Annotated in this window: 25 protein-coding genes; 12 read left to right on the top strand and 13 right to left on the bottom strand. The window is 59.5% G+C overall.

All coding sequences use genetic code 11. The features are described from left to right. Positions 1-27: 27 nt before the first annotated feature. Both BOP96_RS04695 and BOP96_RS04700 read right to left on the bottom strand, forming a co-directional pair. Positions 28-597 (bottom strand): lipocalin family protein, encoded by a 570-nt coding sequence (locus tag BOP96_RS04695; protein WP_014716529.1) that lies wholly within the window; start codon positions 595-597, stop codon positions 28-30. Positions 598-627: 30 nt separating this feature from the next. Beyond that, on the bottom strand, positions 628-882 hold the full coding sequence (locus BOP96_RS04700; protein ID WP_003187823.1) for a hypothetical protein: 255 nt from the start codon (positions 880-882) through the stop codon (positions 628-630). Positions 883-1,102: 220 nt separating this feature from the next. Between BOP96_RS04700 and BOP96_RS04705 the strand changes: the two genes are divergently transcribed. Together BOP96_RS04705 and BOP96_RS04710 are read left to right on the top strand one after the other, a co-directional pair. Continuing rightward, the gene (locus tag BOP96_RS04705; protein ID WP_003171142.1) at positions 1,103-1,375 is read left to right on the top strand and encodes a type II toxin-antitoxin system Phd/YefM family antitoxin; all 273 of its coding nucleotides are present in this window, start codon (positions 1,103-1,105) and stop codon (positions 1,373-1,375) included. Beyond that, entirely contained in the window at positions 1,372-1,695 is a 324-nt protein-coding gene (locus tag BOP96_RS04710; protein WP_014716528.1) for a type II toxin-antitoxin system RelE/ParE family toxin, read from the top strand. The genes BOP96_RS04705 and BOP96_RS04710 overlap by 4 nt, the downstream gene beginning before the upstream one ends. A gap of 57 nt (positions 1,696-1,752) precedes the next feature. Here the strand turns inward: BOP96_RS04710 and BOP96_RS04715 are convergent, their stop codons facing one another. Both BOP96_RS04715 and BOP96_RS04720 read right to left on the bottom strand, forming a co-directional pair. Next, a complete protein-coding gene (locus BOP96_RS04715; RefSeq protein WP_003187818.1) occupies positions 1,753-2,763 on the bottom strand; it encodes a class 1 fructose-bisphosphatase in 1,011 nt (336 codons plus the stop codon). 216 nt (positions 2,764-2,979) lie between these two features. Further along, positions 2,980-5,430, bottom strand: coding sequence for a glycogen/starch/alpha-glucan phosphorylase (locus BOP96_RS04720; protein WP_020302392.1), 2,451 nt, complete (start codon positions 5,428-5,430; stop codon positions 2,980-2,982). A 237-nt stretch (positions 5,431-5,667) separates the two neighbouring features. On the opposite strand from BOP96_RS04720, the gene BOP96_RS04725 reads away from it, so the two are divergent. Continuing rightward, complete coding sequence (locus BOP96_RS04725) at positions 5,668-6,102, top strand: YkgJ family cysteine cluster protein (protein ID WP_003187815.1); 435 nt, start codon at positions 5,668-5,670, stop codon at positions 6,100-6,102. A 209-nt stretch (positions 6,103-6,311) separates the two neighbouring features. On the opposite strand, the gene typA is transcribed toward BOP96_RS04725, so the two are convergent. Both typA and thiI read right to left on the bottom strand, forming a co-directional pair. Beyond that, entirely contained in the window at positions 6,312-8,132 is a 1,821-nt protein-coding gene (gene typA, locus BOP96_RS04730; protein ID WP_014716526.1) for a translational GTPase TypA, read from the bottom strand. A 139-nt stretch (positions 8,133-8,271) separates the two neighbouring features. Next, positions 8,272-9,726, bottom strand: a complete 1,455-nt coding sequence (thiI, locus tag BOP96_RS04735) for a tRNA uracil 4-sulfurtransferase ThiI (RefSeq protein WP_014716525.1) — start codon at positions 9,724-9,726, stop codon at positions 8,272-8,274. A 334-nt stretch (positions 9,727-10,060) separates the two neighbouring features. Here thiI and glnA point away from each other — a divergent pair, with 334 nt between their 5' ends. From glnA to ntrC, 4 genes are all read left to right on the top strand, one after another. After that, the gene (gene glnA, locus BOP96_RS04745) at positions 10,061-11,467 is read left to right on the top strand and encodes a type I glutamate--ammonia ligase (RefSeq protein ID WP_003187811.1); all 1,407 of its coding nucleotides are present in this window, start codon (positions 10,061-10,063) and stop codon (positions 11,465-11,467) included. A 204-nt stretch (positions 11,468-11,671) separates the two neighbouring features. After that, the gene (locus BOP96_RS04750; protein ID WP_014716524.1) at positions 11,672-12,208 is read left to right on the top strand and encodes a chorismate mutase; all 537 of its coding nucleotides are present in this window, start codon (positions 11,672-11,674) and stop codon (positions 12,206-12,208) included. 363 nt (positions 12,209-12,571) lie between these two features. Next, positions 12,572-13,657, top strand: coding sequence for a nitrogen regulation protein NR(II) (glnL, locus tag BOP96_RS04755; RefSeq protein ID WP_073451963.1), 1,086 nt, complete (start codon positions 12,572-12,574; stop codon positions 13,655-13,657). Then, positions 13,654-15,090 (top strand): nitrogen regulation protein NR(I), encoded by a 1,437-nt coding sequence (gene ntrC / locus BOP96_RS04760; protein ID WP_003187806.1) that lies wholly within the window; start codon positions 13,654-13,656, stop codon positions 15,088-15,090. Before glnL ends, ntrC begins: the two co-directional genes overlap by 4 nt. Positions 15,091-15,530: 440 nt before the next feature. Here ntrC and BOP96_RS04770 read toward each other — a convergent pair whose 3' ends face one another. After that, on the bottom strand, positions 15,531-15,971 hold the full coding sequence (locus BOP96_RS04770) for a hypothetical protein (protein WP_019819992.1): 441 nt from the start codon (positions 15,969-15,971) through the stop codon (positions 15,531-15,533). Between BOP96_RS04770 and BOP96_RS04775 the strand changes: the two genes are divergently transcribed. Beyond that, on the top strand, positions 15,970-16,425 hold the full coding sequence (locus tag BOP96_RS04775) for a tRNA (cytidine(34)-2'-O)-methyltransferase (RefSeq protein ID WP_003171120.1): 456 nt from the start codon (positions 15,970-15,972) through the stop codon (positions 16,423-16,425). The genes BOP96_RS04770 and BOP96_RS04775 overlap by 2 nt on opposite strands. 158 nt (positions 16,426-16,583) lie before the next feature. On the opposite strand, the gene secB is transcribed toward BOP96_RS04775, so the two are convergent. Genes secB through BOP96_RS04790 form a run of 3 tightly spaced genes read right to left on the bottom strand, consistent with a single transcriptional unit; the run spans position 16,584 to position 17,775 of the window. Next, positions 16,584-17,063, bottom strand: coding sequence for a protein-export chaperone SecB (gene secB, locus BOP96_RS04780; RefSeq protein WP_014716520.1), 480 nt, complete (start codon positions 17,061-17,063; stop codon positions 16,584-16,586). Between the two features lie 42 nt (positions 17,064-17,105). Then, complete coding sequence (grxC, locus tag BOP96_RS04785; RefSeq protein WP_019819989.1) at positions 17,106-17,360, bottom strand: glutaredoxin 3; 255 nt, start codon at positions 17,358-17,360, stop codon at positions 17,106-17,108. 1 nt (position 17,361) lies between these two features. Next, positions 17,362-17,775, bottom strand: coding sequence for a rhodanese-like domain-containing protein (locus tag BOP96_RS04790; RefSeq protein ID WP_003187796.1), 414 nt, complete (start codon positions 17,773-17,775; stop codon positions 17,362-17,364). Positions 17,776-17,926: 151 nt separating this feature from the next. On the opposite strand from BOP96_RS04790, the gene gpmI reads away from it, so the two are divergent. From gpmI to BOP96_RS04810, 4 genes are all read left to right on the top strand, one after another. Continuing rightward, the gene (gpmI, locus tag BOP96_RS04795; RefSeq protein WP_038448523.1) at positions 17,927-19,453 is read left to right on the top strand and encodes a 2,3-bisphosphoglycerate-independent phosphoglycerate mutase; all 1,527 of its coding nucleotides are present in this window, start codon (positions 17,927-17,929) and stop codon (positions 19,451-19,453) included. Positions 19,454-19,711: 258 nt separating this feature from the next. Beyond that, the gene (locus BOP96_RS04800; protein WP_019819986.1) at positions 19,712-21,007 is read left to right on the top strand and encodes a murein hydrolase activator EnvC family protein; all 1,296 of its coding nucleotides are present in this window, start codon (positions 19,712-19,714) and stop codon (positions 21,005-21,007) included. A gap of 30 nt (positions 21,008-21,037) precedes the next feature. Further along, the gene (locus BOP96_RS04805) at positions 21,038-22,351 is read left to right on the top strand and encodes a S41 family peptidase (protein WP_020302395.1); all 1,314 of its coding nucleotides are present in this window, start codon (positions 21,038-21,040) and stop codon (positions 22,349-22,351) included. A gap of 2 nt (positions 22,352-22,353) precedes the next feature. Then, positions 22,354-23,127: a divergent polysaccharide deacetylase family protein gene (locus BOP96_RS04810; protein ID WP_073451964.1), complete on the top strand. Its 774-nt coding sequence runs from the start codon at positions 22,354-22,356 to the stop codon at positions 23,125-23,127. Positions 23,128-23,263: 136 nt separating this feature from the next. Here BOP96_RS04810 and BOP96_RS04815 read toward each other — a convergent pair whose 3' ends face one another. The 3 genes from BOP96_RS04815 to hisA form a co-directional block, all read right to left on the bottom strand. Beyond that, positions 23,264-24,019 (bottom strand): substrate-binding periplasmic protein, encoded by a 756-nt coding sequence (locus BOP96_RS04815; protein WP_073451966.1) that lies wholly within the window; start codon positions 24,017-24,019, stop codon positions 23,264-23,266. Positions 24,020-24,085: 66 nt separating this feature from the next. Next, positions 24,086-24,856, bottom strand: a complete 771-nt coding sequence (gene hisF / locus BOP96_RS04820) for an imidazole glycerol phosphate synthase subunit HisF (RefSeq protein ID WP_003187786.1) — start codon at positions 24,854-24,856, stop codon at positions 24,086-24,088. A 9-nt stretch (positions 24,857-24,865) separates the two neighbouring features. After that, positions 24,866-25,603: a 1-(5-phosphoribosyl)-5-[(5-phosphoribosylamino)methylideneamino]imidazole-4-carboxamide isomerase gene (hisA, locus tag BOP96_RS04825; RefSeq protein WP_003187784.1), complete on the bottom strand. Its 738-nt coding sequence runs from the start codon at positions 25,601-25,603 to the stop codon at positions 24,866-24,868. Between the last annotated feature and the right edge of the window lie 3 nt (positions 25,604-25,606).

Below are 25,606 nucleotides of genomic sequence, written 5' to 3' on the forward strand. Positions count from 1 at the left end.
CCCACATTGGGTTGAGGGTACTCAGGATTACTGAGAGGACTTTGCCATCTGCTTGTCCGACGTACGCCAGATCAGCCGCGTGGTGTCATACCCTTGCTGTCGCGCCCTGCTCAGCAGGTCTTCGCGGGTATCGGCACTCACCGTCGGCGTGCGCGACAGGATCCACATATAGCGCCGGCTCGGGCTGCCGACGATGGCGGTCTTGTAGTCATCGCTGACATACAGCACCCAGTAGTCGCCCTTGGCAACGCCCGGCAACAGTGATGTAAACCAGTTATTGAATTCCACCCACAGCTTGTCGGTCTTGCCTGGTACCTGCGGCGTAGCCGTGCCTTTGGCCTCTTGCCACTTCCACTCAGGCGTCAGGCAGCGGTTGAACACCGACATGTCACCATCAGGCAGCAAGGTATAGCGGGCTTCGGATTGCGCACAGTTGCGCTGAAAGTACATCGGCAACCGGGCCAACTCATACCAGGTGCCCTGGTAACGCTTGAGGTTGACGTTGCTCGCAGTCTTGGGTTGCAGATCATCGCCAGAATGGCTGGCGCAGCCCGCCAAAAACAGGCTGGCGCAAAGGAACAAAACAAAACGCATCATTCTTCTTCTCCCGCAGGCTCGCGCCCCGGTTTACTTCAGGCCTTGCCCGGAAAACATCAGAACTTTGTCACCGGCGTACTGCACGCTGATAAAGCTGTTTTTATCGCCCCAGGTGCAGCTGGACATGCCCAGTGCGCCGGAACAATCGGTTGGCTTGCCCAGCAACGACTCCACCTCGGCCTTGGCCATGCCGGCTGAGAGCTTTTGGTAGTTTTCTTGGGTGACCTTGCTGCAAGCGGCTAAGAGCACGCAAAAAGCCAGCAGGGCGAGACGGCGTATAGACATGGAAAAGCTCCTGGAGAGACAAAGCAGCTGGGGTATCTGCCAGAAGCTTAGAAGGGAAAAGGGGTGTCTGGTTCCCGATGGGGGGTGCTATTTATTTTTTATGTGAACTGGCCCCTTGAACCGTGTTTTCGAGTGAAAAATCACCGCCTTTCATCAGTTGCTGTCTAGCAAAGACCAAATTAAGACTAAAATCAGTCACACCTTGAGCAGGGGTCATCCCATGAAATTTTCTTCGCAGATAAAGCCGATCAGCTACTTGAAAAGTCATACCGCCGAGATCGTCAAAACACTCACGGAAAGCCGCGAACCCCTGGTCATCACCCAAAATGGCGAAGCGAAGCTGGTGGTGATGGATGTGAAGAGTTTTGAGGAGCAGGCAGAAACCATGGCCTTGTTAAAGCTATTGGCCCTGGGCAACCGGCAGATTGAATTGGGGCAGTTTCAAGACATGGAGGACGTGTTCGCCGAGCTGGACAAGGACGACGCTCAATGACATTCAAGGTTGTGATTCTTCACTCGGCAAAACGCGACCTTAAAGATATCAAGTCATACCTCATCCGGCAGTTCTCGACATCGACCTGGCAGCAGTCCTACGACGCGATGAAACAGGCCATGCGACTGCTTGAGTCTCAACCCTATGCTGGCTCGATACCGCAAGAGATCGAGAAGTTGAATCTCAGCCAATATCGACAGGTTGTCTGTGGCATGAATCGGATCATCTACGAAATTCGAGACCCGATCATTTACGTCCACATCATCGCCGACACTCGGAAAAACCTGCAGGCGTTGCTGCTGAAAAACCTTATTCAATAAAAACAAAAGCCCCGAAGCGCTGAGCGCATTTCGGGGCTTTTTTGTTACCGCAAGCTCTTACTTCTTGTGATAAGCCGTCACGCGCTCAACTTCTTCCTTCGAACCCAGGAACACCGCCACACGCTGGTGCAGGCCTTCAGGCTGGATGTCGAGGATGCGCTGGTGGCCGTCGGTAGACGCACCGCCTGCCTGTTCAACCAAAAACGACATCGGGTTGGCTTCGTACATCAGGCGCAGCTTGCCTGGCTTGGACGGCTCGCGGCTGTCGCGTGGGTACATGAACAGGCCACCACGGGTCAGGATGCGGTGCACGTCGGCAACCATCGCGGCTACCCAGCGCATGTTGAAGTTCTTCTTCAACGGGCCTTCTTCGCCTTCCATCAGCTCGTTGACGTAGCGCTTCACCGGTTCTTCCCAGTGGCGCTGGTTGGACATGTTGATGGCAAATTCCTGGGTAGAAGCAGGAATCGAAATGTCTTCGTGGGTGAGTACGAAGCTGCCCATTTCACGGTCCAGGGTGAAGCCTTTGACGCCGTCGCCCAGGGTCAGCACCAGCATGGTCTGTGGGCCGTAGATCGCGTAGCCGGCAGCAACCTGCTCGGTGCCTGGTTGCAGGAAGGCCTTTTCGTTCAGGGCTTCGTTCTGGCTCAGGTATTCGTTGGGGCAACGCAGCACCGAGAAGATGGTGCCGACCGGTGCGTTAATGTCGATGTTGGACGAACCGTCCAGTGGGTCGAATACCAGCAGGTATGCGCCCTTCGGGTATTTGCCTGGGATCTGGTAGGCATTGTCCATTTCTTCGGACGCCATGCCGGCCAGGTGGCCACCCCATTCGTTGGCTTCGAGCAGGATTTCGTTGGACAGAACGTCCAGTTTCTTCTGCACTTCGCCCTGCACGTTTTCAGTGCCCATGCTGCCCAGGACACCGCCCAGTGCGCCTTTGGAAACGGCGTGGCTGATTTCCTTGCAAGCACGCGCCACCACTTCGATAAGGAAGCGCAGATCGGCAGGCGTGTTGTTGCTGCGGGTCTGCTCGATCAAATAGCGACTCAAGGTAACGCGGGACATGGACGGCTCCGGAGAATGGGGGGCTGAAAACCCGCGCAGTTTAGCGCGAGTCGAGGCTGATTTCCTCTAATCAGAGGATTTAACGCCAATAGAGTTCACGACCAGGCTTGATGTGAGAGGGGGCTTGCCCCCGATTGCGGTCATTCAGTCAATGCATGAGTGACTGATCAACCGCTATCGGGGGCAAGCCCCCTCCCACATTTTTAACCGCGGCCGTCAGTCGAGGGCTTTCCAGATCTCGGTGGCATATTCGCGGATGGTGCGGTCCGAGCTGAACCAGCCCATGCGCGCTGTGTTGAGCACGGCCGAGCGCCACCAGGCCTTGGAGTCGTGCCAATGCGCCTCGACCCGCGCCTGGGCGTCCCAGTAGGCGTCAAAGTCGGCACACACCAGGAACCGGTCGTAGTCGATCAGCCCATCGATCAGGCCCACATAGCGGCCCGGGTCGTCCGGCGAAAACACCCCGCCACGGATCGCTTGCAGCACATCATTCAAACGATGGGAGGCAGCGATATCCGGCCCGGCGTTGAACTCGCCGGCGTGTTTGCGGGCCTCCACCTGCTGGGCACTGAGGCCAAAGATAAACATGTGCTCGGCGCCGACACGCTCGTGCATCTCCACGTTGGCGCCGTCCATGGTGCCGATGGTCAGCGCGCCGTTGAGGCCGAACTTCATGTTGCTGGTGCCGGACGCTTCGAAACCGGCGGTGGAAATCTGCTCCGACAAATCCGCTGCCGGAATGATGCTTTCCGCCAGGCTGACGTTGTAGTTGGGCAGGAACACCACCTTGAGCAGGCCGCGCACGGTCGGGTCGTTGTTGACGGTGCGGGCGATGTCGTTGGTCAGCTTGATGATCAGCTTGGCCTGGTGGTAGCTGGCTGCCGCCTTGCCGGCAAAGATCTTGACCCGAGGCACCCAGTCGATGCCCGGCTCGGCACGGATCGCCTGGTACAGCGCCACGGTGTGCAGCAGGTTGAGCAGTTGGCGCTTGTATTCGTGGATGCGCTTGACCTGCACGTCGAACATCGCCGCCGGGTTGATCGCAATGCCCAGGCGCTCATGGATGATCTGCGCCAGGGCGCGCTTGCTGTGCAGGCGCTGCTCAGCGAACGCTTTGCGGAAGGCCGGTTTCTCGGCAAAGGGTTCCAACTCGATAAGACGCTGCTCGGGCTGGTCGAGAATATCCGGGCCCAGGGCTTCCACCAGCATATCGGTCAACTTGGGGTTGGCCTGATACAGCCAACGACGGAAGGTAATGCCGTTGGTTTTGTTGTTAATGCGCTCGGGGTAGAGCTTGTGCAGCTCGGAGAACACCGTGCTGCGCATCAGTTGGGTATGCAAACCGGACACGCCGTTGACGCTATGGGAGCCCAGGAACGCCAGGTTGCCCATGCGCACGCGGCGGCCGTTGTCTTCTTCGATCAGCGACACAGCGCGCAAGACGTCGAAGTCGTGTATGCCTTTGGCACGCAGCGAGTCGATATGCTGGGCGTTGATCAGGTAGATGATCTGCATGTGCCGGGGCAGCATGCGTTCCATCAAACCTACCGGCCAGGTTTCCAGCGCTTCGGGCAGCAGGGTGTGGTTGGTATACGAAAGGGTCTCGACGGTGACATCCCACGCGGCTTCCCAGGGAATGTCATGCAAATCGACCAGCTGGCGCATCAACTCGGCCACGGCGATGGACGGGTGGGTGTCGTTGAGTTGGATGGCGGCGTGCTCGCCCAGGCTCAATACCGAACCGTGCATGTTCTTGTGGCGGCGCAACAAGTCCTGCAGGGACGCGGAGACGAAGAAATATTCCTGGCGCAGGCGCAGTTCCTGCCCTGCTTCGGTGCTGTCGGCCGGGTAAAGCACTCGGGAGATGCTTTCGGCGCGGGCCACTTCGGCGACGGCGCCTAAATGGTCACCTGCGTTGAAGCGCTCCAGGTGCAGGTCTTCTACGGCCCGTGCACGCCAGAGGCGCAGGGTGTTGACGCTGGCCCCGCGCCAACCGACGACCGGCGTGTCATAGGCCACGGCACGTACGGTTTCGTTGGGCGACCACACCTGGATCATCTTGCCGGAGGCGTCCGCAATGGTTTCAACGCTCCCGCCAAAGCCGATCGGGTAAATCACCTCGGCGCGCTCGAATTCCCAAGGGTTGCCGAAATCCAGCCAGCGTTCGGTCTGCTCCTGCTGCCAACCGTCGACAATGGCCTGGCGGAACAAGCCGTGTTCATAACGAATGCCGTAACCGTGGCCCGCAATGCCCAGCGTCGACATGCTTTCCATAAAGCACGCCGCCAGACGGCCCAGACCACCGTTGCCGAGCGCCGCGTCGGGCTCCAGCAGGCGGATGCGCTCCAGATCCACGCCCAGCTCCGACAGCGCTTCGCGAGCGATCTCCAGCACACCCAGGTTGCTCAGGCTGTCGTAGAGCAAGCGGCCGATGAGAAATTCCAGGGACAGGTAATAAACACGCTTCTGGCCTTTGCGATAAATACGCCGCGTGTGGTCCATCCAGTGGTCGACCATCTGGTCGCGGGCGGCCAGGGCAATGGCTTCGAACCAGTCATGGTCGAAGGCGTGATCCGGGTCCTTGCCCACCGCGTAGGTGAGTTTGGTCAAGACAGCATCGCGGAATGCGGCTACCTCTGCTTCTCGTGCAAGCGGTTCCTGAGACATCGGTGCGACCTCGGGCGAGATTGAAGGAGTTGCTAGAGCCTAGTCGGTCTGACAGACGGTAGACGTGCTGGTTCGGCAGTTTTTTAACTCATTCGCCATGGACTGAATATGATGCAGGGGTCGTGCCCGATCAGGCAGTGGCCAAACCTTTGAGCTGAAACCTGCAAAATATTGTTCAAAAAACCACCAATCCCGGTATGATCCCGCGCCCGTATACCGCCCCACCCTGGAACCCTGATGAAGCCTCAACTGATCGCCGCCGCGGAACTCGACCGTTTAGAGACCTGGCAGAAATATTCCGCCCACATGTGCGGCGGCTGCGTGTCCAGCTGCTGCACCCTGCCGGTTGAGGTGAAGATCAAGGACCTGATCCGCATTGGCATCGTCGATGAGTTCGAGCGCGGCGATCCGCCGAAGAACATCGCCAAGCGTTTGCAGAAAGAAGGCATCGTCGAGCGATACAACAACAAGTCCGAAATTTTTACCCTGCAGCGCATGAGCAACAACGACTGCCTGTACCTGGATCGTAAGACGCGCTTTTGCACTATTTATGACAAGCGCCCGGATACGTGCCGCAACCACCCGAAAATCGGGCCGCGGCCGGGGTATTGCGCGTATAAGCCCAAGGAAGTGGTGCGCGAGACTAACTTCAAGACCCTCGACAAGTTCTAAGTTTTTGATCGTTCCCACGCTCTGCGTGGGAATGCAGCTGTGGACGCTCTGCGTCCGCTCTTGAAAGCAGGACGCGGAGCGTCCCACGCGGCGTTCCCACGCGGAGCGTGGGAACGATCACAACGGCACAGTCACCACAAAACCTGCAGGCATAAAAAAACGCCCCCGGCCTTTCGACCGGGGGCGTTTTTCATTCAGCCTGAGTTAACTCAGTTCTTGGCTTTCTTGGCAGCGCGGGTACGCTCGCCTTCGTCCAGGATCTTCTTACGCAGGCGGATCGACTTAGGCGTGACTTCGCACAGCTCGTCGTCCTGGATGAATTCCAGGGCCTGTTCCAGGGTGAAGCGAACAGGTGGAACCAGAGCGATGGTTTCGTCTTTGCCCGAAGCACGCATGTTGTCGAGCTTCTTGCCTTTGGTTGGGTTGACGCCCATGTCGTTGTCACGGCTGTTCAGACCAACGATCTGGCCGTTGTAGATCTCTTGACCGTGTTCAACGAACAGCTTGCCACGCGCCTGGAGGGTTTCCAGGGAGTAGGTCAGCGCCTTGCCGGTTTCTACCGATACCAGAACACCGTTCTGACGGCCGGACATGTCGCCGGACTTCATGGTGTCGTAGCGATCGAAGATCGAGGTCAGGATGCCAGCACCGTTGGTCAGGGTCAGGAACTGGTTACGGAAACCGATCAGACCACGAGCAGGGATGTTGTATTCCAGACGCACACGGCCTTTGCCATCCGGCACCATGTTGGTCAGGTCGCCCTTACGCAGGCCCATCTCTTCCATGACCTTGCCCTGGGATTCTTCAGGGGTGTCAATGGTGACGTTTTCGAACGGTTCCTGCTTCACGCCGTCAACCTGACGGATGATCACTTCCGGACGACCAACACCCATTTCGAAGCCTTCGCGACGCATGGTTTCGATCAGTACCGAGAGGTGCAGCTCACCACGGCCGGAGACCTTGAACTTGTCAGCCGAGTCGCCTTCTTCAACGCGCAGAGCAACGTTGTACAGCAGCTCTTTGTCCAGACGCTCCTTGATGTTACGGGAGGTCACGAACTTGCCTTCTTTACCGCAGAAAGGCGAGTCGTTTACCTGGAAGGTCATGGAAACGGTTGGCTCGTCAACGGTCAGAGGCTTCATCGCCTCGACGTTGTCCGGCTGGCACAGGGTGTCGGAGATGAACAGCGAGTCCATACCGCTCACGCATACGATGTCGCCAGCGAAAGCTTCTTCAACGTCGATGCGGTGCAGGCCGTGGTGACCCATCAGCTTCAGGATACGACCGTTACGCTTCTTGCCGTCAGCGCCGATAGCAACAACCGGGGTGTTCGGCTTGACGCTACCACGAGCGATACGGCCAACGCCGATAACACCCAGGAAGCTGTTGTAGTCCAGTGCCGAGATTTGCATCTGGAACGGGCCTTCACGGTCGACTTTCGGTGCTGGTACGTTGTCGACGATCGACTGGTACAGCGGGGTCATGTCTTCAGCCATGTCGGTGTGGTCAAGACCAGCAATACCGTTCAGGGCCGAGGCGTAGATGACTTGGAAGTCCAGCTGTTCTTCGGTAGCACCCAGGTTGTCGAACAGGTCGAAGATCTGGTCCAGAACCCAGTCCGGACGCGCGCCTGGACGGTCAACCTTGTTGATGCACACGATCGGACGCAGGCCGGCTTCGAAAGCCTTCTTGGTCACGAAACGGGTTTGCGGCATAGGGCCGTCTTGAGCGTCAACCAGCAGCAGAACGGAGTCAACCATCGACATTACGCGTTCTACTTCGCCGCCGAAGTCGGCGTGGCCCGGGGTATCCACGATGTTGATGTGGTAGCCGTTCCAGTTGATAGCGGTGTTTTTAGCCAGGATGGTAATACCGCGCTCTTTTTCCTGGTCGTTGGAGTCCATCACGCGCTCGTCGTTGAGCTCGTTGCGCTCCAGGGTGCCGGATTGACGCAGGAGTTTGTCTACCAGGGTGGTTTTACCATGGTCAACGTGAGCAATGATGGCGATGTTACGTAGATTTTCGATCACTTGTGTATCTCGATCAGAGGATTCGGTGTGCTGACAGGTCGTGGCAGCGATTAACAGTAGAGTCAGGCCTTGCCGTTACAGCTTGACGGCAGAGTCGGGGGGCCGGTGACGCAGGCCACAGGCAAACAGCCCCGGGCTCTTAGCTCGGTCGATAAACGCGCACATTGGCATGCCCCTCACTGAGCAAATGGTGGGCATGCAGGCGACTCATCACGCCTTTGTCGCAATACAGCAGGTACTGACGGCTGTCATCCAGTTCCTTGAAACGCGCGTTCAATGCATAGAACGGCAGCGTTTGTACGTCGATGCCAGGAATCTCCAGCGGCTCGTCGTCGGCGGCATCCGGGTGACGGATGTCGATGATGATCTGGCCGGCCAGGGCTTCGCTGACTTCTTCGATCTGCACATCCTGGCCCAATTCGTCGATCACTCGATCGATTGGGACCAGCTTGGCGTTCTCGAGCGCACGCTCCAGAATCGCCATGTCGAATTCTTTTTCTTCATGCTCCACGCGGTGACGCTTGGCGTGGGTCTTGGGGTTCACCGAAATGACCCCGCAGTATTCAGGCATATGCTTGGCAAAGTCGGCGGTGCCGATTTGCTCGGCCAGGTCGATGATGTCCTGCTTGTGGCTGGCGATCAGCGGGCGCAGCACCAGCTTCTCGGTCACGCAATCAATGATCGACAGGTTCGGCAGCGTCTGGCTGGAAACCTGGGAAATCGCTTCGCCGGTCACCAGGGCGTCGATCTGCAATTGATCGGCGATTCGGGACGCAGCGCGCAACATCATACGCTTCAATACTACGCCCATATGACTGTTATCGACTTTGCCGAGAATTTCGCCCAGCACTTCCTCGAACGGCACGCTTACAAATAGCACGCGCTGGGAGCTGCCGTACTTCTTCCAGATAAAGTGCGCGACTTCCATCACGCCCAATTCGTGTGCACGCCCGCCCAGGTTGAAGAAGCAGAAATGGCTCATCAGGCCGCGACGCATGATCTGGTAGGCCGCCACCGTGGAATCGAAACCGCCGGACATCAATACCAGGGTCTGTTCCAAGGCACCCAGCGGGTAGCCGCCGATGCTGTTGTGCTGGCTGTGGATCACGAACAACCGTTGGTCGCGAATTTCCATGCGCACTTCAATTTGCGGCGCTTTGAGGGAAATTCCAGCGGCACCGCACTCGCGACGCAGCTTGCTGCCGACGTATTTCTCGACATCCATGGAGCTGAACGGGTGCTTGCCGGCACGCTTGCAACGCACCGAAAAAATCTTGCCTTCAAGCGCATTGCCGTAGTGCTGCTTGCACTTTTCGGTGATGTCGTCGAAGTCGCCCAGCGGGTACTCATCCACCTGCAGGAAATGCGCGATGCCCGGCATGCAGCTCAGGCGCTCGGTCATGTCCTTCAAGGCTTTGGCGTCGGTAATGCGGGTTTCCAGCTCGAGGTTGTCCCACACGCCGTTCACCACCACAGCCGGGTCCAGGTCACGGAGCACGGCACGGATGTTCTTGGCCAACTGACGGATGAAACGCGTCCGTACCGGTCGGCTTTTGATGGTGATCTCGGGGAAGACTTTAACGATTAATTTCATGGAAACAGCGCGCGCCGGGCCTGCTGAAAAAGGGGGGCGCGGATTATAGCGGAAATCGCTCAAGGTTTAACCAGTTAATATGCATTGCCTACGCAATGCACCAAAACGGGTCATTTACACAAATAAACGCTACATTGCAGTGCGCGATTTATGCCGTTTTTGCCGATTGCACCGTTATAGGGGCTATTTTGAGGCAAAACGGCCATGTTGGCGCACTGGCATGCAATTTGCTCTCTTGTGAGGCAGGTTGCCTTGGCGGAGTATCCGCGCCGGCATCACCCAAATTCTAAGGGCTAACTCCACTACCCAAGCCCGAAGCCACCCGGAGGACACCATGTCGAAGTCGGTTCAACTCATCAAAGATCATGACGTTAAATGGATTGATCTGCGCTTCACGGACACAAAAGGCACTCAGCACCACGTGACCATGCCGGCTCGCGATGCGCTGGAAGATGACTTCTTCGAAGTCGGCAAGATGTTCGACGGTTCCTCCATCGCCGGCTGGAAAGGCATCGAAGCCTCCGACATGATCTTGCTGCCAGACGACAGCACCGCCGTACTCGACCCGTTCACCGAAGAGCCAACCCTGATCCTGGTGTGCGACATCATCGAGCCTTCGACCATGCAAGGCTATGACCGCGACCCACGCGCCATCGCCCACCGTGCCGAGGAATACCTGAAGTCCACCGGTATCGGCGACACCGCATTCTTCGGCCCTGAGCCAGAGTTCTTCATCTTCGACTCGGTGAAGTTCAAATCCGACATCTCCGGCTCCATGTTCAAGATTTTCTCCGAGCAAGGTTCGTGGATGTCCGACCAGGACGTGGAAGGCGGCAACAAAGGCCACCGTCCAGGCGTGAAAGGCGGCTACTTCCCAGTACCACCGTTCGACTTCGACCATGAAATCCGTACCTCCATGTGCAACGCACTGGAAGAAATGGGCCAGACCGTTGAAGTTCACCACCACGAAGTGGCGACTGCCGGCCAGAACGAAATCGGCGTGAAATTCAACACGCTGGTGAAGAAGGCTGACGAAGTTCAAACCCTGAAATACTGCGTACACAACGTTGCCGATGCCTATGGCCGCACCGCTACCTTCATGCCTAAGCCGCTGTACGGCGATAACGGCTCGGGCATGCACGTTCACGTATCGATTTCCAAAGACGGCAAGAACACCTTCGCCGGCGAAGGCTATGCCGGCCTGTCCGATACCGCCCTGTACTTCATCGGCGGCATCATCAAGCACGGCAAGGCCCTGAACGGCTTCACCAACCCGTCGACCAACTCCTACAAGCGTCTGGTCCCAGGTTTTGAAGCGCCGGTGATGCTGGCCTACTCGGCACGCAACCGCTCCGCCTCGATCCGTATTCCTTACGTCAACAGCCCTAAAGGCCGTCGTATCGAAGCGCGCTTCCCAGACCCGGCTGCCAACCCTTACCTGGCCTTCGCCGCCCTGATGATGGCCGGCCTGGACGGTATCCAGAACAAGATCCACCCTGGCGACGCCGCCGACAAAAACTTGTACGACCTGCCGCCTGAAGAGGCCAAAGAGATCCCACAAGTGTGCGGCAGCCTGAAAGAAGCTCTGGAAGAGCTGGACAAGGGCCGTGCGTTCCTGACCAAAGGCGGCGTTTTCAGCGACGACTTCATCGACGCTTACATCGCCCTGAAAAGCGAAGAAGAAATCAAAGTACGCACCTTCGTACACCCACTGGAATACGAGCTGTACTACAGCTGCTGATCCGGTAGCGCTGCTTGAGGCAGCGTGATGAAAAAGACCTCCTTCGGGAGGTCTTTTTTTTGCCTGGGCGTTACGCTAGCCCAACTCTTCAAACCCAATCAAAGTGTGGGAGCTGGCTTGCCTGCGATAGCGCACTGCCGGCCACCTGCTGTATCACTGACACACCGCCATCGCGGGCAAGCCCGCTCCCACAGGAGATCACCTTTGAGATATCGACTTGTATTTGCCCTGCTGTTCATCAGTGCCAGTGCGAGCGCTGCGCCGCCTACGCTCGAACCCCTGCTCAACAGCATCGCCGAACGCCTTGAGATTGCCGACCAGGTAGCACTGAGCAAGTGGGACAGCCACAAGCCCGTGGAGGACAAGAAGCGCGAACAAGAGGTGATCGCCAGCGTCACTGCCCAGGCGCCGAGCTACAAGCTGGACCCGGCCGCTGCCGAGCAGTTCTTCGCCGCCCAGATCGAAGCCAACAAACTGGTGCAATATACCCACCTGTCCGACTGGCAGTTCCAGGGCAAAGCGCCCGACGACCCGCGCCCGGACCTGGTCCAGCAGATTCGCCCGCAATTGGACGCGCTGCAAAAAAGGCTGCTGCAGCAGCTGGCTGACTTCACGCCCCTGCGCACAGACCCCAAATGCCCCCAATGGCTGGCCGAGGCCGTGCACGAACCGCTGAATGATCCGCTGCGCCAGCTGGCGATGATCCGCGCCACCGCCGAGCTTTGCATCTATAAAGGTTAAAAGGACTGCAAATCCAATTAAAAATGTGGGAGCGGGCTTGCCTGCGATAACGGTGTTGAATGCACCACAGCTATCGCAGGCAAGCCAGCTCCCACACTGACTGCGATTTGCCTTCAATCTTCAGTGGCTGAACAACCTTCACAAAACCGCACTATATTGGTGCGATAGCCTGCACCCTTCTCAATTGCCCAGCCCATTTTGGTTCGAAACTTCCCGTTGAGGCTGGCAGAACGCCACAGTTTCGCGCCTGAACCCCTTATTTCAGGGCATTAGCGCTTCTTTTCGGAGCCTTGGTTTGGTTTTTGCATTTTCCTTGTATCAGCGTGTGCCTCAAGCCCGCGCCTTGCTCCAAAAGAGGTCCCGATGACCATCAGCGATGCACTGCACCGTTTGTTACTCGACAACCTGACCACCGCGACCATCCTGCTCAATGCCGACCTGCGCCTTGAGTACATGAACCCGGCGGCGGAGATGCTCCTGGCGATCAGCGGCCAGCGCAGCCATGGGCAGTTCATCAGCGAATTGTTCACCGAGTCGGCCGAAGCCTTGAGCTCGTTGCGCCAGGCCGTGGAGCAGGCACACCCGTTCACCAAGCGCGAAGCGATGCTCACCGCGCTGACCGGGCAAACGTTGACCGTCGACTACGCCGTAACCCCAATCCTGAGCAATGGCGCGACCCTGTTGCTGCTCGAAGTCCACCCCCGCGACCGCCTGCTGCGTATCACCAAGGAGGAAGCACAGCTGTCCAAGCAGGAAACCAGCAAGATGCTGGTGCGCGGCCTCGCCCATGAGATCAAGAACCCGTTGGGCGGCATTCGCGGCGCGGCACAGTTGTTGTCCCGCGAGCTGCCGGACGAGCACCTCAAGGACTACACCAACGTCATCATCGAAGAAGCCGACCGTCTGCGTAACCTGGTAGACCGTATGCTCGGCTCCAACAAGCTGCCGTCCCTGGCGATGACCAACGTGCATGAGGTGCTGGAGCGCGTCTGCCAATTGGTCGAGGCCGAAAGCCAAGGTTGCATCACCTTGGTGCGCGACTACGACCCAAGCATTCCCGACGTGTTGATCGACCGCGAGCAGATGATCCAGGCGGTGCTCAACATCGTGCGCAACGCCATGCAGGCCATCAGCAGCCAGAACGAGCTGCGCCTGGGCCGCATCAGTTTGCGCACCCGCGCCCTGCGCCAGTTCACCATCGGCCATGTGCGCCATCGCCTGGTGACCAAGGTCGAGATCATCGACAACGGCCCCGGCATTCCTGCGGAGCTGCAGGAAACCATCTTTTTTCCCATGGTCAGCGGCCGCCCGGACGGTACCGGGCTGGGCCTGGCCATTACCCAGAACATCATCAGCCAGCACCAGGGCCTGATCGAATGTGATAGCCACCCCGGCCACACCACGTTCTCGATCTTCCTGCCATTGGAACAAGGAGCCCCCACGACATGAGCCGTAGTGAAACTGTCTGGATCGTCGACGACGACCGTTCTATCCGCTGGGTCCTCGAAAAAGCCTTGCAACAAGAAGGCATGACCACCCAGAGCTTCGACAGCGCCGATGGGGTGATGAGCCGCCTGGCACGTCAGCAACCGGACGTGATCATTTCCGATATCCGCATGCCTGGGGCCAGTGGCCTGGACTTGCTGGCGCGCATTCGCGAGCAGCACCCGCGCTTGCCGGTGATCATCATGACCGCCCACTCGGACCTGGACAGCGCTGTCGCGTCCTATCAGGGCGGCGCCTTTGAATACCTGCCCAAGCCATTTGACGTGGATGAGGCGGTAGCGCTGGTCAAACGCGCCAACCAGCACGCCCAGGAACAACAGAACCAGGAAGCGCCGCCGACCCTGACCCGTACTCCGGAAATCATCGGGGAGGCGCCGGCGATGCAGGAAGTGTTTCGCGCCATCGGGCGCTTGAGTCATTCCAACATCACCGTGCTGATCAACGGCGAATCGGGGACCGGTAAAGAACTGGTGGCCCACGCCCTGCACCGCCACAGCCCTCGGGCGGCCTCGCCGTTTATCGCACTGAATATGGCGGCGATTCCCAAGGATTTGATGGAGTCCGAGCTGTTCGGCCATGAAAAAGGCGCGTTCACCGGGGCAGCCAACCTGCGTCGCGGACGTTTTGAACAGGCGGACGGCGGCACACTGTTCCTTGATGAAATCGGCGACATGCCGGCCGACACCCAGACTCGCTTGCTGCGGGTGCTGGCTGACGGCGAGTTCTATCGTGTGGGCGGGCATACGCCGGTGAAGGTGGATGTGCGCATCATCGCGGCCACCCACCAGAACCTGGAAACACTGGTGCATGCGGGTAAATTCCGTGAGGACTTGTTCCACCGCCTCAACGTGATCCGCATCCACATTCCGCGCATGTCGGACCGCCGCGAAGATATCCCTACCCTCGCCCGCCATTTCCTCAGCCGCGCCGCCCTGGAGCTGGCGGTGGAGCCCAAGCTGCTCAAAAGCGAGACCGAGGAATACCTCAAGAATCTGCCGTGGCCCGGCAACGTGCGCCAGCTGGAGAACACCTGCCGCTGGATCACCGTAATGGCCTCCGGGCGCGAAGTGCACATCAGCGACCTGCCGCCGGAGCTGCTGAGCCTGCCGCAGGACTCGGCTCCCGTGACCAACTGGGAACAGGCGCTGCGCCAATGGGCCGACCAGGCCTTGGCACGCGGCCAGTCGAACCTGCTGGACAGCGCCGTGCCAGCGTTCGAGCGGATCATGATCGAGACCGCGCTCAAACACACCGCCGGCCGCCGCCGTGATGCCGCCGTGCTGCTGGGTTGGGGGCGCAATACCCTGACGCGCAAGATCAAGGAATTGGGGATGAAGGTGGATGGTGGGGATGATGACGAGGGTGATGAAGCCTGAACCCCAAGACCGCTGAAGGTCCCGTGTGGGAGCCGGGCTTGCCCGCGATGACGGTGTGTCAGTCACCCGGTATAGGGCTGACACGCCGTCATCGCAGGCAAGCCAGCTCCCACATTGGTTTTGTGCCTGCAGACTGTGCACCGCTTCAATGCACGATGAACCGGCATTGAGCACAGACCAGAAAACTCGCCTATCGCTTTCGCTACAAATTTCTTGGCAGTAGAAACAAACAAAGCCCCGTATTCCGGGGCTTTGCGCTTTTTGGCATTTTTTTCCAGCAGCAATTGCAAGTTTTGGCACGCCCCCTGCAATAACCCCAGTACTACCCAGTTTCGGGGACCTTGGTACAGGCAGGCCGAGAATCCCCTCTTTAACACCGAAGCCTTAGGCTTCACCCCGTTTTGGGAGCCCTGGTACAGGCAGGCCGGGAACTCCCTCTTTTATTGCTCTTGGAGATGGATCTCCAGCCGCCAGCGGCCATCGACCTCTGCACCGCTCCACTCCCCACGCAACGGCCGAGCCGCCACCAGGTTCAGCAGCAGGCCAGCATCGGTCTTGCGGATGCGCCAATTCACGTCCTTGTCATTGACCTTGAGCTGCCCGCTGGCAGCCTTGCCCTGGGCGTCAAACAGCAACGCCACGGTGCCGTCGATATGCTCGCCGTGCAGCTTGGGTTCGTCGTTGAACCACACCACCAAACCATCCGCCGCAGGTTCTACCTGTTGCAGCTCAAGCGGCTCGGGGGTGGTCAAGCGACCGATCATCAAGCCAATCATCAAGCCGACAATCGCCAATGAGCCCAACACCCTCGGCAATAGCTTCGGTCTCGGGTCGTCTTCGGGGGTAGAATGCAGCGCATCTTTGCCTTCGGAGCCGTGCATGTTTCACGTCATCCTTTTTCAACCAGAAATTCCGCCGAATACCGGCAACGTTATCAGGCTGTGCGCCAACAGTGGCTGCCACCTGCATTTGATCGAGCCGCTGGGCTTTGACATGGACGACAAGCGCCTGCGCCGCGCCGGGCTGGACTACCACGAGTACGCCACCCTCAAGCGCCATGCCGACCTGGCCAGTTGCCTGGAGAGCCTGGGCCACCCTCGGCTGTTCGCGTTCACCACCAAGGGCTCGCGGCCGTTTCACGATGCCAGCTTTGCCGAGGGCGACGCGTTCCTGTTCGGCCCGGAGAGCCGAGGCCTGCCGGCCGAGGTGCTTGACGCATTGCCCGATGGCCATCGCCTGCGCTTGCCGATGCGTGAAGGCTGCCGCAGCCTGAACCTGTCGAACACCGTGGCCGTCGCTGTTTACGAAGGCTGGCGACAACTGGGCTTTAAATAAAACGCAAAACAAATGTGGGAGGGGGCTTGGGTGGGAGCCGGGCTTGCCCGCGATGCAGGCACCTCGGTGTGTCAGTCACACCGCAGTGATGCTATCGCAGGCAAGCCAGTTCCCACCCAAGCCCGCTCCCACATTTTTGATCGGCGCCGCTCAAAAAATCATTGAACGGTCGGAGCGCCTTCCTGTTGCATGCGCTGCAGCTCTTGGGCGTACAGGGCATCGAAGTTCACCGGGGCCAGCATCAGGGCCGGGAACGAACCACGGGTGACCAGGCTGTCCAGGGTCTCACGGGCATACGGGAACAGGATGTTCGGGCAGAACGCGCCCAGGGTGTGGCTCATGGACGCTTCGTCCAGGCCCTGGATCAGGAAGATACCGGCCTGTTGCACTTCAGCGATGAAAGCGACCTCTTCACCATTCTTGACGGTAACCGACAGGGTCAGCACGACTTCGTGGAAGTCGCCTTCCAGGGCTTTCTGACGGGTGTTCAGGTCCAGCGCAACGCTTGGGGTCCATTCCTGACGGAAGATCGCCGGGCTTTTTGGCGCTTCGAACGACAGGTCACGCACGTAGATGCGCTGCAGCGAAAACTGTGGGCCTTGAGCTTCTGCTGCTTCGGTGTTCTGTTGATCAGTCATCGCAGATCCTTCTTTATCTTGGGGTTCTTAAGGGGTTGGCAGTCAGACGGACAGCAGCGCATCAAGTTTACCGGCGCGCTCCAGAGCGAACAGGTCATCGCAACCACCGATATGCCGGGTGCCGATCCAGATCTGCGGGACCGACGTGCGGCCAGCCTTCTGGGCCATTTCGGCGCGCACCTGAGGCTTGCCATCAACCTTGATCTCTTCGAAGGCGACCTTCTTGCTCTGCAGCAGCTGCTTGGCTCGAATGCAAAACGGGCAATAATCGCTGGAATATACGACAACCTGGCTCATATCACTTCACCAACGGCAGGTTATCGCCACGCCAGCTGCTGATACCACCCGACAGCTTGGCGGCGGTGAAGCCGGTCTTGAGCATCTCGCGGGCGTGGGTGCCCGAGTGCTGGCCTTGGGCGTCGACCAGGATAATGGTCTTGGCCTTGTATTTTTCCAGCTCGGCCAAGCGCGCGATCAGCTTGTCCTGAGGAATGTTCAGGGCACCAACGATATGGCCGGCGGCATAATCCTTGGCCGGGCGAATATCGACGACGACGGCCTCATCCTTGTTGACCAGCGCGGTCAGCTCCGACGTGCTCAGGCTGCGACCACCGCGGCTCAGTTCGTGAGCGATCAGCAGCGCCAGCAGGATGACGAAGGCGCCCACAAGCAGGTAGTGGGCAGTGGCAAATGCAATCAGGTGATCAACCATCAAGGAGGTTCCAGGGCGTTAAAATGGCGGTAAGTATACACAGCCGCCAAGGAGGGCCAACCCCCGTAAAGCGGTGACGCGCTCGGAACTTCGCTTTAAACTGCCACTCCCTTTTCCATTGTCTTCCTTTATTACCGCCGCGAGAGGATCTATGACTACCACGCCTAAACCTTTGGTCCTGATAATTCTCGATGGCTTCGGACACAGTGAAAGCCACCACGACAACGCCGTGTACTCGGCCAACAAGCCCGTGCTGGACCGCCTGACTGCAACGGTTCCCAACGGTTTGATCTCAGGTTCCGGCATGGACGTGGGCCTGCCGGAGGGCCAGATGGGTAACTCGGAAGTCGGCCACATGAACCTCGGCGCCGGACGAGTGGTATATCAAGACTTCACGCGTGTGACCAAAGCGATCCGCGAGGGTGAGTTTTTCGAGAACCCGACCATCTGCGCCGCGGTCGATAAAGCCGTTGCCGCGGGCAAGGCCGTGCACTTCATGGGCCTGTTGTCGGACGGCGGCGTACACAGCCATCAGGATCACTTGGTCGCCATGGCCGAACTGGCGTTCAAGCGCGGCGCTGACAAAATCTATCTGCACGCCTTCCTCGACGGCCGCGACACGCCGCCTAAAAGCGCGCAATCCTCCATCGAACTGCTGGATACCACCTTCGCCGCTCTGGGCAAGGGCCGTATCGCCAGCCTGGTGGGCCGTTACTTCGCCATGGACCGCGACAACCGCTGGGACCGTGTCGCCCAGGCGTACAACCTGATCGTCGACGGCCAGGCCGAATTCAACGCAGCCACCGCCCAGGAAGGCCTGGAAGCGGCCTACGCCCGCGGTGAAAGCGATGAATTCGTCAAAGCCACCACCATCGGCGAACCGGTGAAGGTCGAAGACGGCGACGCCGTGGTGTTCATGAACTTCCGCGCCGACCGCGCCCGTGAACTGAGCCATGTGTTCGTCGATGAAGGCTTCAAGGACTTCGAACGCGCGCGCCAGCCGAACGTCGAGTTCGTCATGCTCACTCAATACGCCGCCAACATCCCGGCCCCGTCGGCATTCGCCCCGGGCAGCCTGGAGAACGTGCTGGGCGACTACCTGTCCAAGAACGGCAAGACCCAACTGCGCATCGCCGAAACCGAGAAATACGCCCACGTGACGTTCTTCTTCTCCGGTGGCCGCGAAGAGCCGTTCCCCGGCGAAGAGCGCATCCTGATCCCGTCGCCAAAAGTCGCTACCTACGACTTGCAGCCGGAAATGAGCGCACCGGAAGTGACCGACAAGATCGTCGACGCCATTGATCACCAGCGTTATGACGTGATCGTCGTCAACTACGCCAACGGCGACATGGTTGGCCACAGCGGCAACCTGGAAGCGGCGGTCAAGGCCGTGGAATGCCTGGATAAATGTGTTGGCCGCATCGTCGACGCGCTGGAAAAAGTCGGCGGCGAAGCACTGATCACCGCCGACCACGGCAACTGCGAACAGATGTCCGACGAATCCACTGGTCAGGCTCACACAGCCCACACCACCGAGCCGGTACCGTTCATCTATGTCGGCAAACGTGACCTGAAAGTGCGGGAAGGTGGCGTGCTGGCGGATGTGGCGCCGACCATGCTGAAACTGATGGGGCTGGAGCAACCGAAGGAGATGACCGGGACCTCGATCCTGGTCTGATCCAAAGTGCGCCACAAAACAGTGTGGGAGCGGGCTTGCCCGCGATAGCGGCTAATCAGTCGACATCTATGTCGCTGACCCACCGCAATCGCGGGCAAGCCCGCTCCCACATTGGTTTTGTGGTGTTTGATAGATGTCTTTTTGCCATACCATCGCCACTCGGCGGCTATCTTGCCCTACCGCCCCAATTGGGCGTTTTTTTTGCAGCGCTTGGCGGGCATACTAGGCCGTCCTTTTCCCCTGGTGTCGCCCGCCTCTATGCTTCGCGCCTTGATCACTCTTGCTCTTGTCTGCCTGCTCCAACCGGCATTTGCCGATGAGCGCGCACAAACCCAACAACAGTTGGACGCTACGCGTCAGGACATTACCGAGCTGAAAAAACTGCTCGGCAAGCTCCAGGAAGAAAAATCCGGGGTGCAGAAAGACCTGCGCGGCACGGAAACCGAGATGGGCAAGCTGGAGAAGCAGGTCCAGGAGCTGCAAAAAGAACTAAAGAAGAGCGAGTCGGAACTGGAGCGACTCGACGCTGAGAAAAAAAAACTCCAGAGCGCACGCGTTGAACAGCAACGCCTGATCGCGATCCAGGCCCGTGCGGCGTACCAGAGCGGCCGCCAGGAGTACCTCAAGCTGCTGCTCAACCAGCAGAACCCGGAAAAATTCGCCCGTACCCTCACCTATTACGACTACCTGAGCCAGGCACGCCTGGCGCAATTGAAGGGGTTTAACGAAACCCTGCGCCAATTGGCCAATGTCGAGCAGGAGATTGCCGACCAGCAATCGCAACTGCTCGACCAGAAAACCGCCCTCGACACCCAGCGTGATCAGTTGGACAAGGTGCGCAAGGAACGCCAGCAGGCCCTGGCCAAGCTCAACAGCGACGTAAAAGCCCGCGACGCCAAGCTCCAGGCACGCGAGCAGGACCAGGCCGACCTGGCCAAAGTCCTCAAGACTATCGAAGAAACCCTGGCCCGCCAGGCACGCGAGGCCGAAGAAGCGCGGCAAAAAGCGCTGATCGCCCAGCAGGAAGCCGAAAAAAAGCGTCAGCGTGAGGCCGAACTGGCTGCCACCAGCGACGCTCCGGCCCCGCGCAAACCGGCGCGTGCAGCCCCTGGCCCGCTGGTTTCCAGCAGTGGCGAGTCCTTCGGTGGCCCTTTTGCTTCAGCTCGGGGCAAACTTCCATGGCCGGTTGATGGTCGATTACTGGCACGCTTTGGGGAAACCCGTGGCGATGACACCCGTGCCAAGTGGGACGGCGTGATGATCAGCGCCTCTGCCGGCAGCCAGGTCCACGCCGTGCATGGTGGGCGCGTGGTGTTCGCCGATTGGTTGCGGGGCGCCGGCTTGCTGGTGATTCTTGACCACGGTAATGGCTATTTGAGCCTTTACGGCCACAATCAGACACTACTCAAGTCGGCAGGTGATGTTGTAAAAGCCGGTGAATCCATCTCCACTGTCGGTAACAGTGGTGGTCAGGACACCCCGGCGCTGTACTTTGCTATTCGTCAGCAGGGCCGCCCGAGCGACCCTGCACAATGGTGCCGGTCCCAAGGATAGGGTCGCATCTACATTAGGAGTTCGTTCGACATGCTGCATTTGTCCCGCCTCACTTCGCTGGCCCTGACGATCGCTCTGGTGATCGGCGCGCCTCTGGCTTTTGCCGACCAGGCCGCACCGGCTGCACCTGCCATGGCTGCGACGACCAAGGCGCCATTGCCGCTGGACGAGCTGCGCACCTTTGCCGAGGTCATGGACCGGATCAAGGCAGCGTATGTCGAACCCGTAGACGACAAGGCCCTGCTGGAAAATGCCATCAAGGGCATGCTCAGCAACCTCGACCCGCACTCCGCCTACCTGGGCCCGGAAGATTTCGCCGAGCTGCAGGAAAGCACCAGTGGTGAGTTCGGCGGCCTGGGCATCGAAGTGGGCTCCGAAGACGGCCAGATCAAAGTGGTCTCGCCCATCGACGACACCCCAGCGTCCAAGGCCGGCATCCAGGCCGGCGACCTGATCGTGAAGATCAATGGCCAGCCGACCCGTGGCCAGACCATGACCGAAGCCGTCGACAAGATGCGCGGCAAGCTCGGCCAGAAGATCACCCTCACCCTGGTACGCGACGGCGGCAACCCGTTTGACGTGACCCTGGCCCGTGCGACCATCACGGTCAAGAGCGTGAAGAGCCAGTTGCTGGAGTCGGGCTACGGTTACATCCGTATCACCCAGTTCCAGGTCAAGACCGGCGACGAAGTGGCCAAGGCCCTGGCCAAGCTGCGCAAAGACAACGGCAAGAAGCTCAACGGCATCGTGCTTGACCTGCGTAACAACCCAGGCGGCGTGTTGCAGTCGGCGGTTGAAGTGGTCGACCACTTTGTCACCAAGGGCCTGATCGTTTATACCAAAGGCCGGATTGCCAACTCCGAACTGCGCTTCTCGGCCACCGGCAACGACTTGAGCGAAAACGTGCCGTTGGCGGTGCTGATCAACGGCGGCAGCGCCTCGGCCTCGGAAATCGTCGCCGGCGCCCTGCAAGACCTCAAGCGCGGCGTGCTGATGGGCACCACCAGCTTCGGCAAAGGCTCAGTGCAGACTGTGTTGCCGCTGAACAACGAACGCGCACTGAAGATCACCACGGCGCTGTACTACACGCCTAACGGCCGCTCGATCCAGGCCCAGGGCATCGTGCCGGACATCGAAGTACGCCGCGCCAAGATCACCAACGAGATCGATGGCGAATACTACAAAGAGGCCGATCTGCAAGGTCACCTGGGCAATGGCAACGGCGGCGCCGACCAGCCAACCGGCAGCCGCGCCAAGGCCAAGCCGATGCCCCAGGACGATGACTACCAACTGGCCCAGGCACTCAGCCTGCTCAAGGGCTTGAGCATCACCCGCAGCCGTTGATCATGCGCTTTGCCCTGATCTTCGCTGTGCTGTGCAGCCTGGCAGGGGTCGCTCAAGCGGCCCCTGCCGGCGAACCGCACAAAGCCTACCTGACGCTTATCATCGACGATCTGGGGCAAAACCTGCCTCGGGATCGTCGCGTGCTTGCGCTACCCGGCCCGGTGACCGCCGCCATCATGCCGGACACGCCCCACGCCGCCGAATTTGCCCGTGAGGCCCACAAGGCTGGCAAGATCGTGATCCTGCACATGCCTATGGACCCGGCCACCGGTCCATTCGCCTGGCACCCGGAGCTGTCCTTCGAAGAACTGGGCAAGCGCCTGGACGCGGCATTTGAAGCCGTGCCCTACACCGCCGGTATCAACAACCACATGGGCAGCCGCATGACTGCACAACCGGTAGCGATGGCCTGGCTGATGGGTGAGTTGCAACGGCGTCACAAGTTCTTCGTCGACAGCCGCACCAGTGCGCAAACCGTCGCCGCCGCCGAGGCACAGAAGATCGGTTTGGCCCATGTGTCGCGGGATGTATTTCTCGATGACGAACGCACCGAGGCAGCGATTACCACGCAACTGCAGACCGCGATCAAACTGGCACATAAGCAGGGTTCGGCAGTCATGATCGGGCATCCTTACCCACAGACGCTGGCGGTGCTGGAGCGCGAACTGCCCAAGCTCAAGGCCCAGGGCGTGGAGTGGATCGATATCAAGTTGATGATCAGCGTGCGCAGTAATCGGGCGATGGCCGGGCATGGCAAGGACGGTATTTACCGTTAAGGAAGATCGCAAAGATCTACTGTGGGAGCGGGCTTGCCCGCGATGGCGGAGTGTCGGTCACACAGGTATTGGCTGATCCAATGTTATCGCGGGCAACCCCGCTCCCACATTGTTGATCATGTTCATCCTGCCGACTTCAGAGGTAACGCGCCATGATTTCGTCTATACGGCCGCTGTTGCGTAACTCATCCAATGCGGCCTGGAGCCTGACCACCACCTCATCCGGCACGTCCTTGTTCAACGCCAGGTAAAGCTGCGCACTGTTGAACCGCAACACCGTCTTGAGCCCGTTTACCCCCACCTGCCGCGCCAGGTAACGCCCGGCAGGATCGCCGGTGGCCCACAGGTCGATCTGACCTTCCATGAGCTTTTGCGCATTGTCCTGGTCACGCAGGGCGACCATCGGCTTGAGCCCCTGCTTGTCGAGGCTTTCGGCAATGGCGTCGCCTTTGTAGGCGCCAATCTTGTAGCGGCGCGCTTGCTCCAGGCTTTCTAGCTGAATCTTGCTGTCGGCCTTGGCCAGCATTACCCAATCATCCGGGCCGATGGGGCCGACCCATTTGAACAAGGCTTCACGGTCTGGCAGACGCGCCATCACAAACACACCGTAACCGGGTTTTTCCAGGGCGAGCTTGTAGATTCGTTCCCACGGGAAGCGCAGGGTCAGGTTGTAGGAAATGCCGGCACGCTGGAAGGTTTCGCGCATGATGTCTACGGCGATGCCTTCGATGTTCTCGTCCTTGGCGAAGTTCTTGCCGTTTTTCGCCATGTTGTAGGGCGGAAAATTTTCCGTCAGCAACACCAGGGAGGCGTCAGACGGTTGTTCGGCGTGTGCCGTAGCCGCCATGAACATGGAGGAACTGGCGAGGGCGAGCAGCAGGTGTTTGAACATGAAGGCTACCGGAATCCATGGCAAGCGCAGAGAGTGCCGCGAGCCTGCCATGGTGTCCAGCAGCGTTTAGCGCACGACGATACCGCGCGCCGCCATATAGGCCTTGGCCTCGGGCACGGTGTATTCACCAAAGTGAAAAATACTCGCCGCCAGCACCGCGCTGGCATGGCCTTCGAGCACGCCATCGGCCAAGTGTTGCAGGTTGCCGACGCCGCCCGACGCGATCACCGGGATGCCCAGGGCATCACTGATGGCGCGGGTGACGCCCAGGTCGAAACCGTTTTTCATGCCGTCCTGGTCCATGCTGGTCAGCAGGATTTCACCGGCGCCCAGGCCTTCCATCTTCATCGCCCACTCCACCGCGTCCAGCCCGGTAGGCTTGCGCCCGCCGTGGGTGAAGATCTCCCAGCGCGGGGTTTCGCCCGGGCCGGACACCTTCTTGGCGTCGATAGCCACCACGATGCATTGCGAGCCGAAGTGTTGTGCGGCTTCGCCGACAAACTCGGGGTTGAACACGGCGGCGGTGTTGATCGAGACCTTGTCCGCACCGGCATTGAGCAGGTTGCGGATGTCTTGCACGGTGCGCACGCCACCGCCCACGGTCAGCGGGATAAATACCTGGCTGGCCATGCGCTCGACGGTATGCAGCGTGGTGTCGCGGCCATCGACGCTGGCGGTGATGTCGAGGAAGGTGATCTCGTCGGCACCTTGCTCATCGTAGCGACGGGCGATTTCTACCGGGTCGCCGGCATCACGGATGTTCTCGAACTTGACGCCCTTGACCACACGACCGTTGTCGACGTCCAGGCAAGGGATGATGCGTTTGGCCAGCGCCATGGTCAGTCCTCAGCCGTTGTAGGCGTCGCAGTAAGCCTGAGCTTCGGCGACGTCCAGGGTACCTTCATAGATCGCACGGCCGGTGATGGCGCCGATAATGCCTGGAGCCTTGGCGTCCAGCAGCGACTTGATGTCACCCAGGTTGTGAATGCCGCCCGAGGCGATCACCGGAATCTTGGTGGCCGCTGCCAGGGCTGCGGTGAACGGAACGTTGCAGCCCTGCATCATGCCGTCTTTGGCGATGTCGGTATAAACGATGGCGGACACGCCGTCGGCTTCGAACTGTTTGGCCAGGTCGATCACCTGCACGGTGCTGATTTCAGCCCAGCCATCGGTGGCAACAAAGCCGTCTTTAGCATCCAGGCCGACGATAACCTTGCCGGGGAACGCGCGGCAGGCTTCGGCGACGAAGGCCGGGTCTTTCACGGCCTTGGTGCCGATGATCACGTAGCTCACGCCCGCCTTGACGTAGTGCTCGATGGTTTCCAGGGAGCGGATACCACCGCCGATCTGGATCGGCAGGTTCGGGTAGCGTTTGGCGATGGCGGTGACCACCTCGCCATTGACCGGCTGGCCTTCGAAGGCGCCGTTCAAGTCCACCAGATGCAGACGACGGCAGCCCCCTTCTACCCATTTGGCAGCCATGCTCACCGGGTCATCGGAGAACACCGTGGAATCTTCCATGCGGCCTTGGCGCAGGCGGACACAAGCGCCGTCCTTGAGATCGATAGCGGGGATAATCAGCATCTG

The sequence above is a fragment of the Pseudomonas sp. FSL W5-0203 genome (assembly GCF_001896155.1).
GTDB classification, from domain to species: domain Bacteria; phylum Pseudomonadota; class Gammaproteobacteria; order Pseudomonadales; family Pseudomonadaceae; genus Aquipseudomonas; species Aquipseudomonas paracarnis.

Excerpts from the sequence above, each read along its gene's own strand:
- BOP96_RS04695 (WP_014716529.1), bottom strand. The coding sequence starts at position 597 with ATGATGCGTTTTGTTTTGTTCCTTTGCGCCAGCCTGTTTTTGGCGGGC.
- BOP96_RS04700 (WP_003187823.1), bottom strand. The coding sequence starts at position 882 with ATGTCTATACGCCGTCTCGCCCTGCTGGCTTTTTGCGTGCTCTTAGCC.
- BOP96_RS04705 (WP_003171142.1), top strand. The coding sequence starts at position 1,103 with ATGAAATTTTCTTCGCAGATAAAGCCGATCAGCTACTTGAAAAGTCAT.
- BOP96_RS04710 (WP_014716528.1), top strand. The coding sequence starts at position 1,372 with ATGACATTCAAGGTTGTGATTCTTCACTCGGCAAAACGCGACCTTAAA.
- BOP96_RS04715 (WP_003187818.1), bottom strand. The coding sequence starts at position 2,763 with ATGTCCCGCGTTACCTTGAGTCGCTATTTGATCGAGCAGACCCGCAGC.
- BOP96_RS04720 (WP_020302392.1), bottom strand. The coding sequence starts at position 5,430 with ATGTCTCAGGAACCGCTTGCACGAGAAGCAGAGGTAGCCGCATTCCGC.
- BOP96_RS04725 (WP_003187815.1), top strand. The coding sequence starts at position 5,668 with ATGAAGCCTCAACTGATCGCCGCCGCGGAACTCGACCGTTTAGAGACC.
- thiI (WP_014716525.1), bottom strand. The coding sequence starts at position 9,726 with ATGAAATTAATCGTTAAAGTCTTCCCCGAGATCACCATCAAAAGCCGA.
- glnA (WP_003187811.1), top strand. The coding sequence starts at position 10,061 with ATGTCGAAGTCGGTTCAACTCATCAAAGATCATGACGTTAAATGGATT.
- glnL (WP_073451963.1), top strand. The coding sequence starts at position 12,572 with ATGACCATCAGCGATGCACTGCACCGTTTGTTACTCGACAACCTGACC.
- ntrC (WP_003187806.1), top strand. The coding sequence starts at position 13,654 with ATGAGCCGTAGTGAAACTGTCTGGATCGTCGACGACGACCGTTCTATC.
- BOP96_RS04775 (WP_003171120.1), top strand. The coding sequence starts at position 15,970 with ATGTTTCACGTCATCCTTTTTCAACCAGAAATTCCGCCGAATACCGGC.
- BOP96_RS04770 (WP_019819992.1), bottom strand. The coding sequence starts at position 15,971 with ATGCACGGCTCCGAAGGCAAAGATGCGCTGCATTCTACCCCCGAAGAC.
- secB (WP_014716520.1), bottom strand. The coding sequence starts at position 17,063 with ATGACTGATCAACAGAACACCGAAGCAGCAGAAGCTCAAGGCCCACAG.
- grxC (WP_019819989.1), bottom strand. The coding sequence starts at position 17,360 with ATGAGCCAGGTTGTCGTATATTCCAGCGATTATTGCCCGTTTTGCATT.
- BOP96_RS04790 (WP_003187796.1), bottom strand. The coding sequence starts at position 17,775 with ATGGTTGATCACCTGATTGCATTTGCCACTGCCCACTACCTGCTTGTG.
- gpmI (WP_038448523.1), top strand. The coding sequence starts at position 17,927 with ATGACTACCACGCCTAAACCTTTGGTCCTGATAATTCTCGATGGCTTC.
- BOP96_RS04800 (WP_019819986.1), top strand. The coding sequence starts at position 19,712 with ATGCTTCGCGCCTTGATCACTCTTGCTCTTGTCTGCCTGCTCCAACCG.
- BOP96_RS04805 (WP_020302395.1), top strand. The coding sequence starts at position 21,038 with ATGCTGCATTTGTCCCGCCTCACTTCGCTGGCCCTGACGATCGCTCTG.
- BOP96_RS04810 (WP_073451964.1), top strand. The coding sequence starts at position 22,354 with ATGCGCTTTGCCCTGATCTTCGCTGTGCTGTGCAGCCTGGCAGGGGTC.
- BOP96_RS04815 (WP_073451966.1), bottom strand. The coding sequence starts at position 24,019 with ATGTTCAAACACCTGCTGCTCGCCCTCGCCAGTTCCTCCATGTTCATG.
- hisF (WP_003187786.1), bottom strand. The coding sequence starts at position 24,856 with ATGGCGCTGGCCAAACGCATCATCCCTTGCCTGGACGTCGACAACGGT.
- hisA (WP_003187784.1), bottom strand. The coding sequence starts at position 25,603 with ATGCTGATTATCCCCGCTATCGATCTCAAGGACGGCGCTTGTGTCCGC.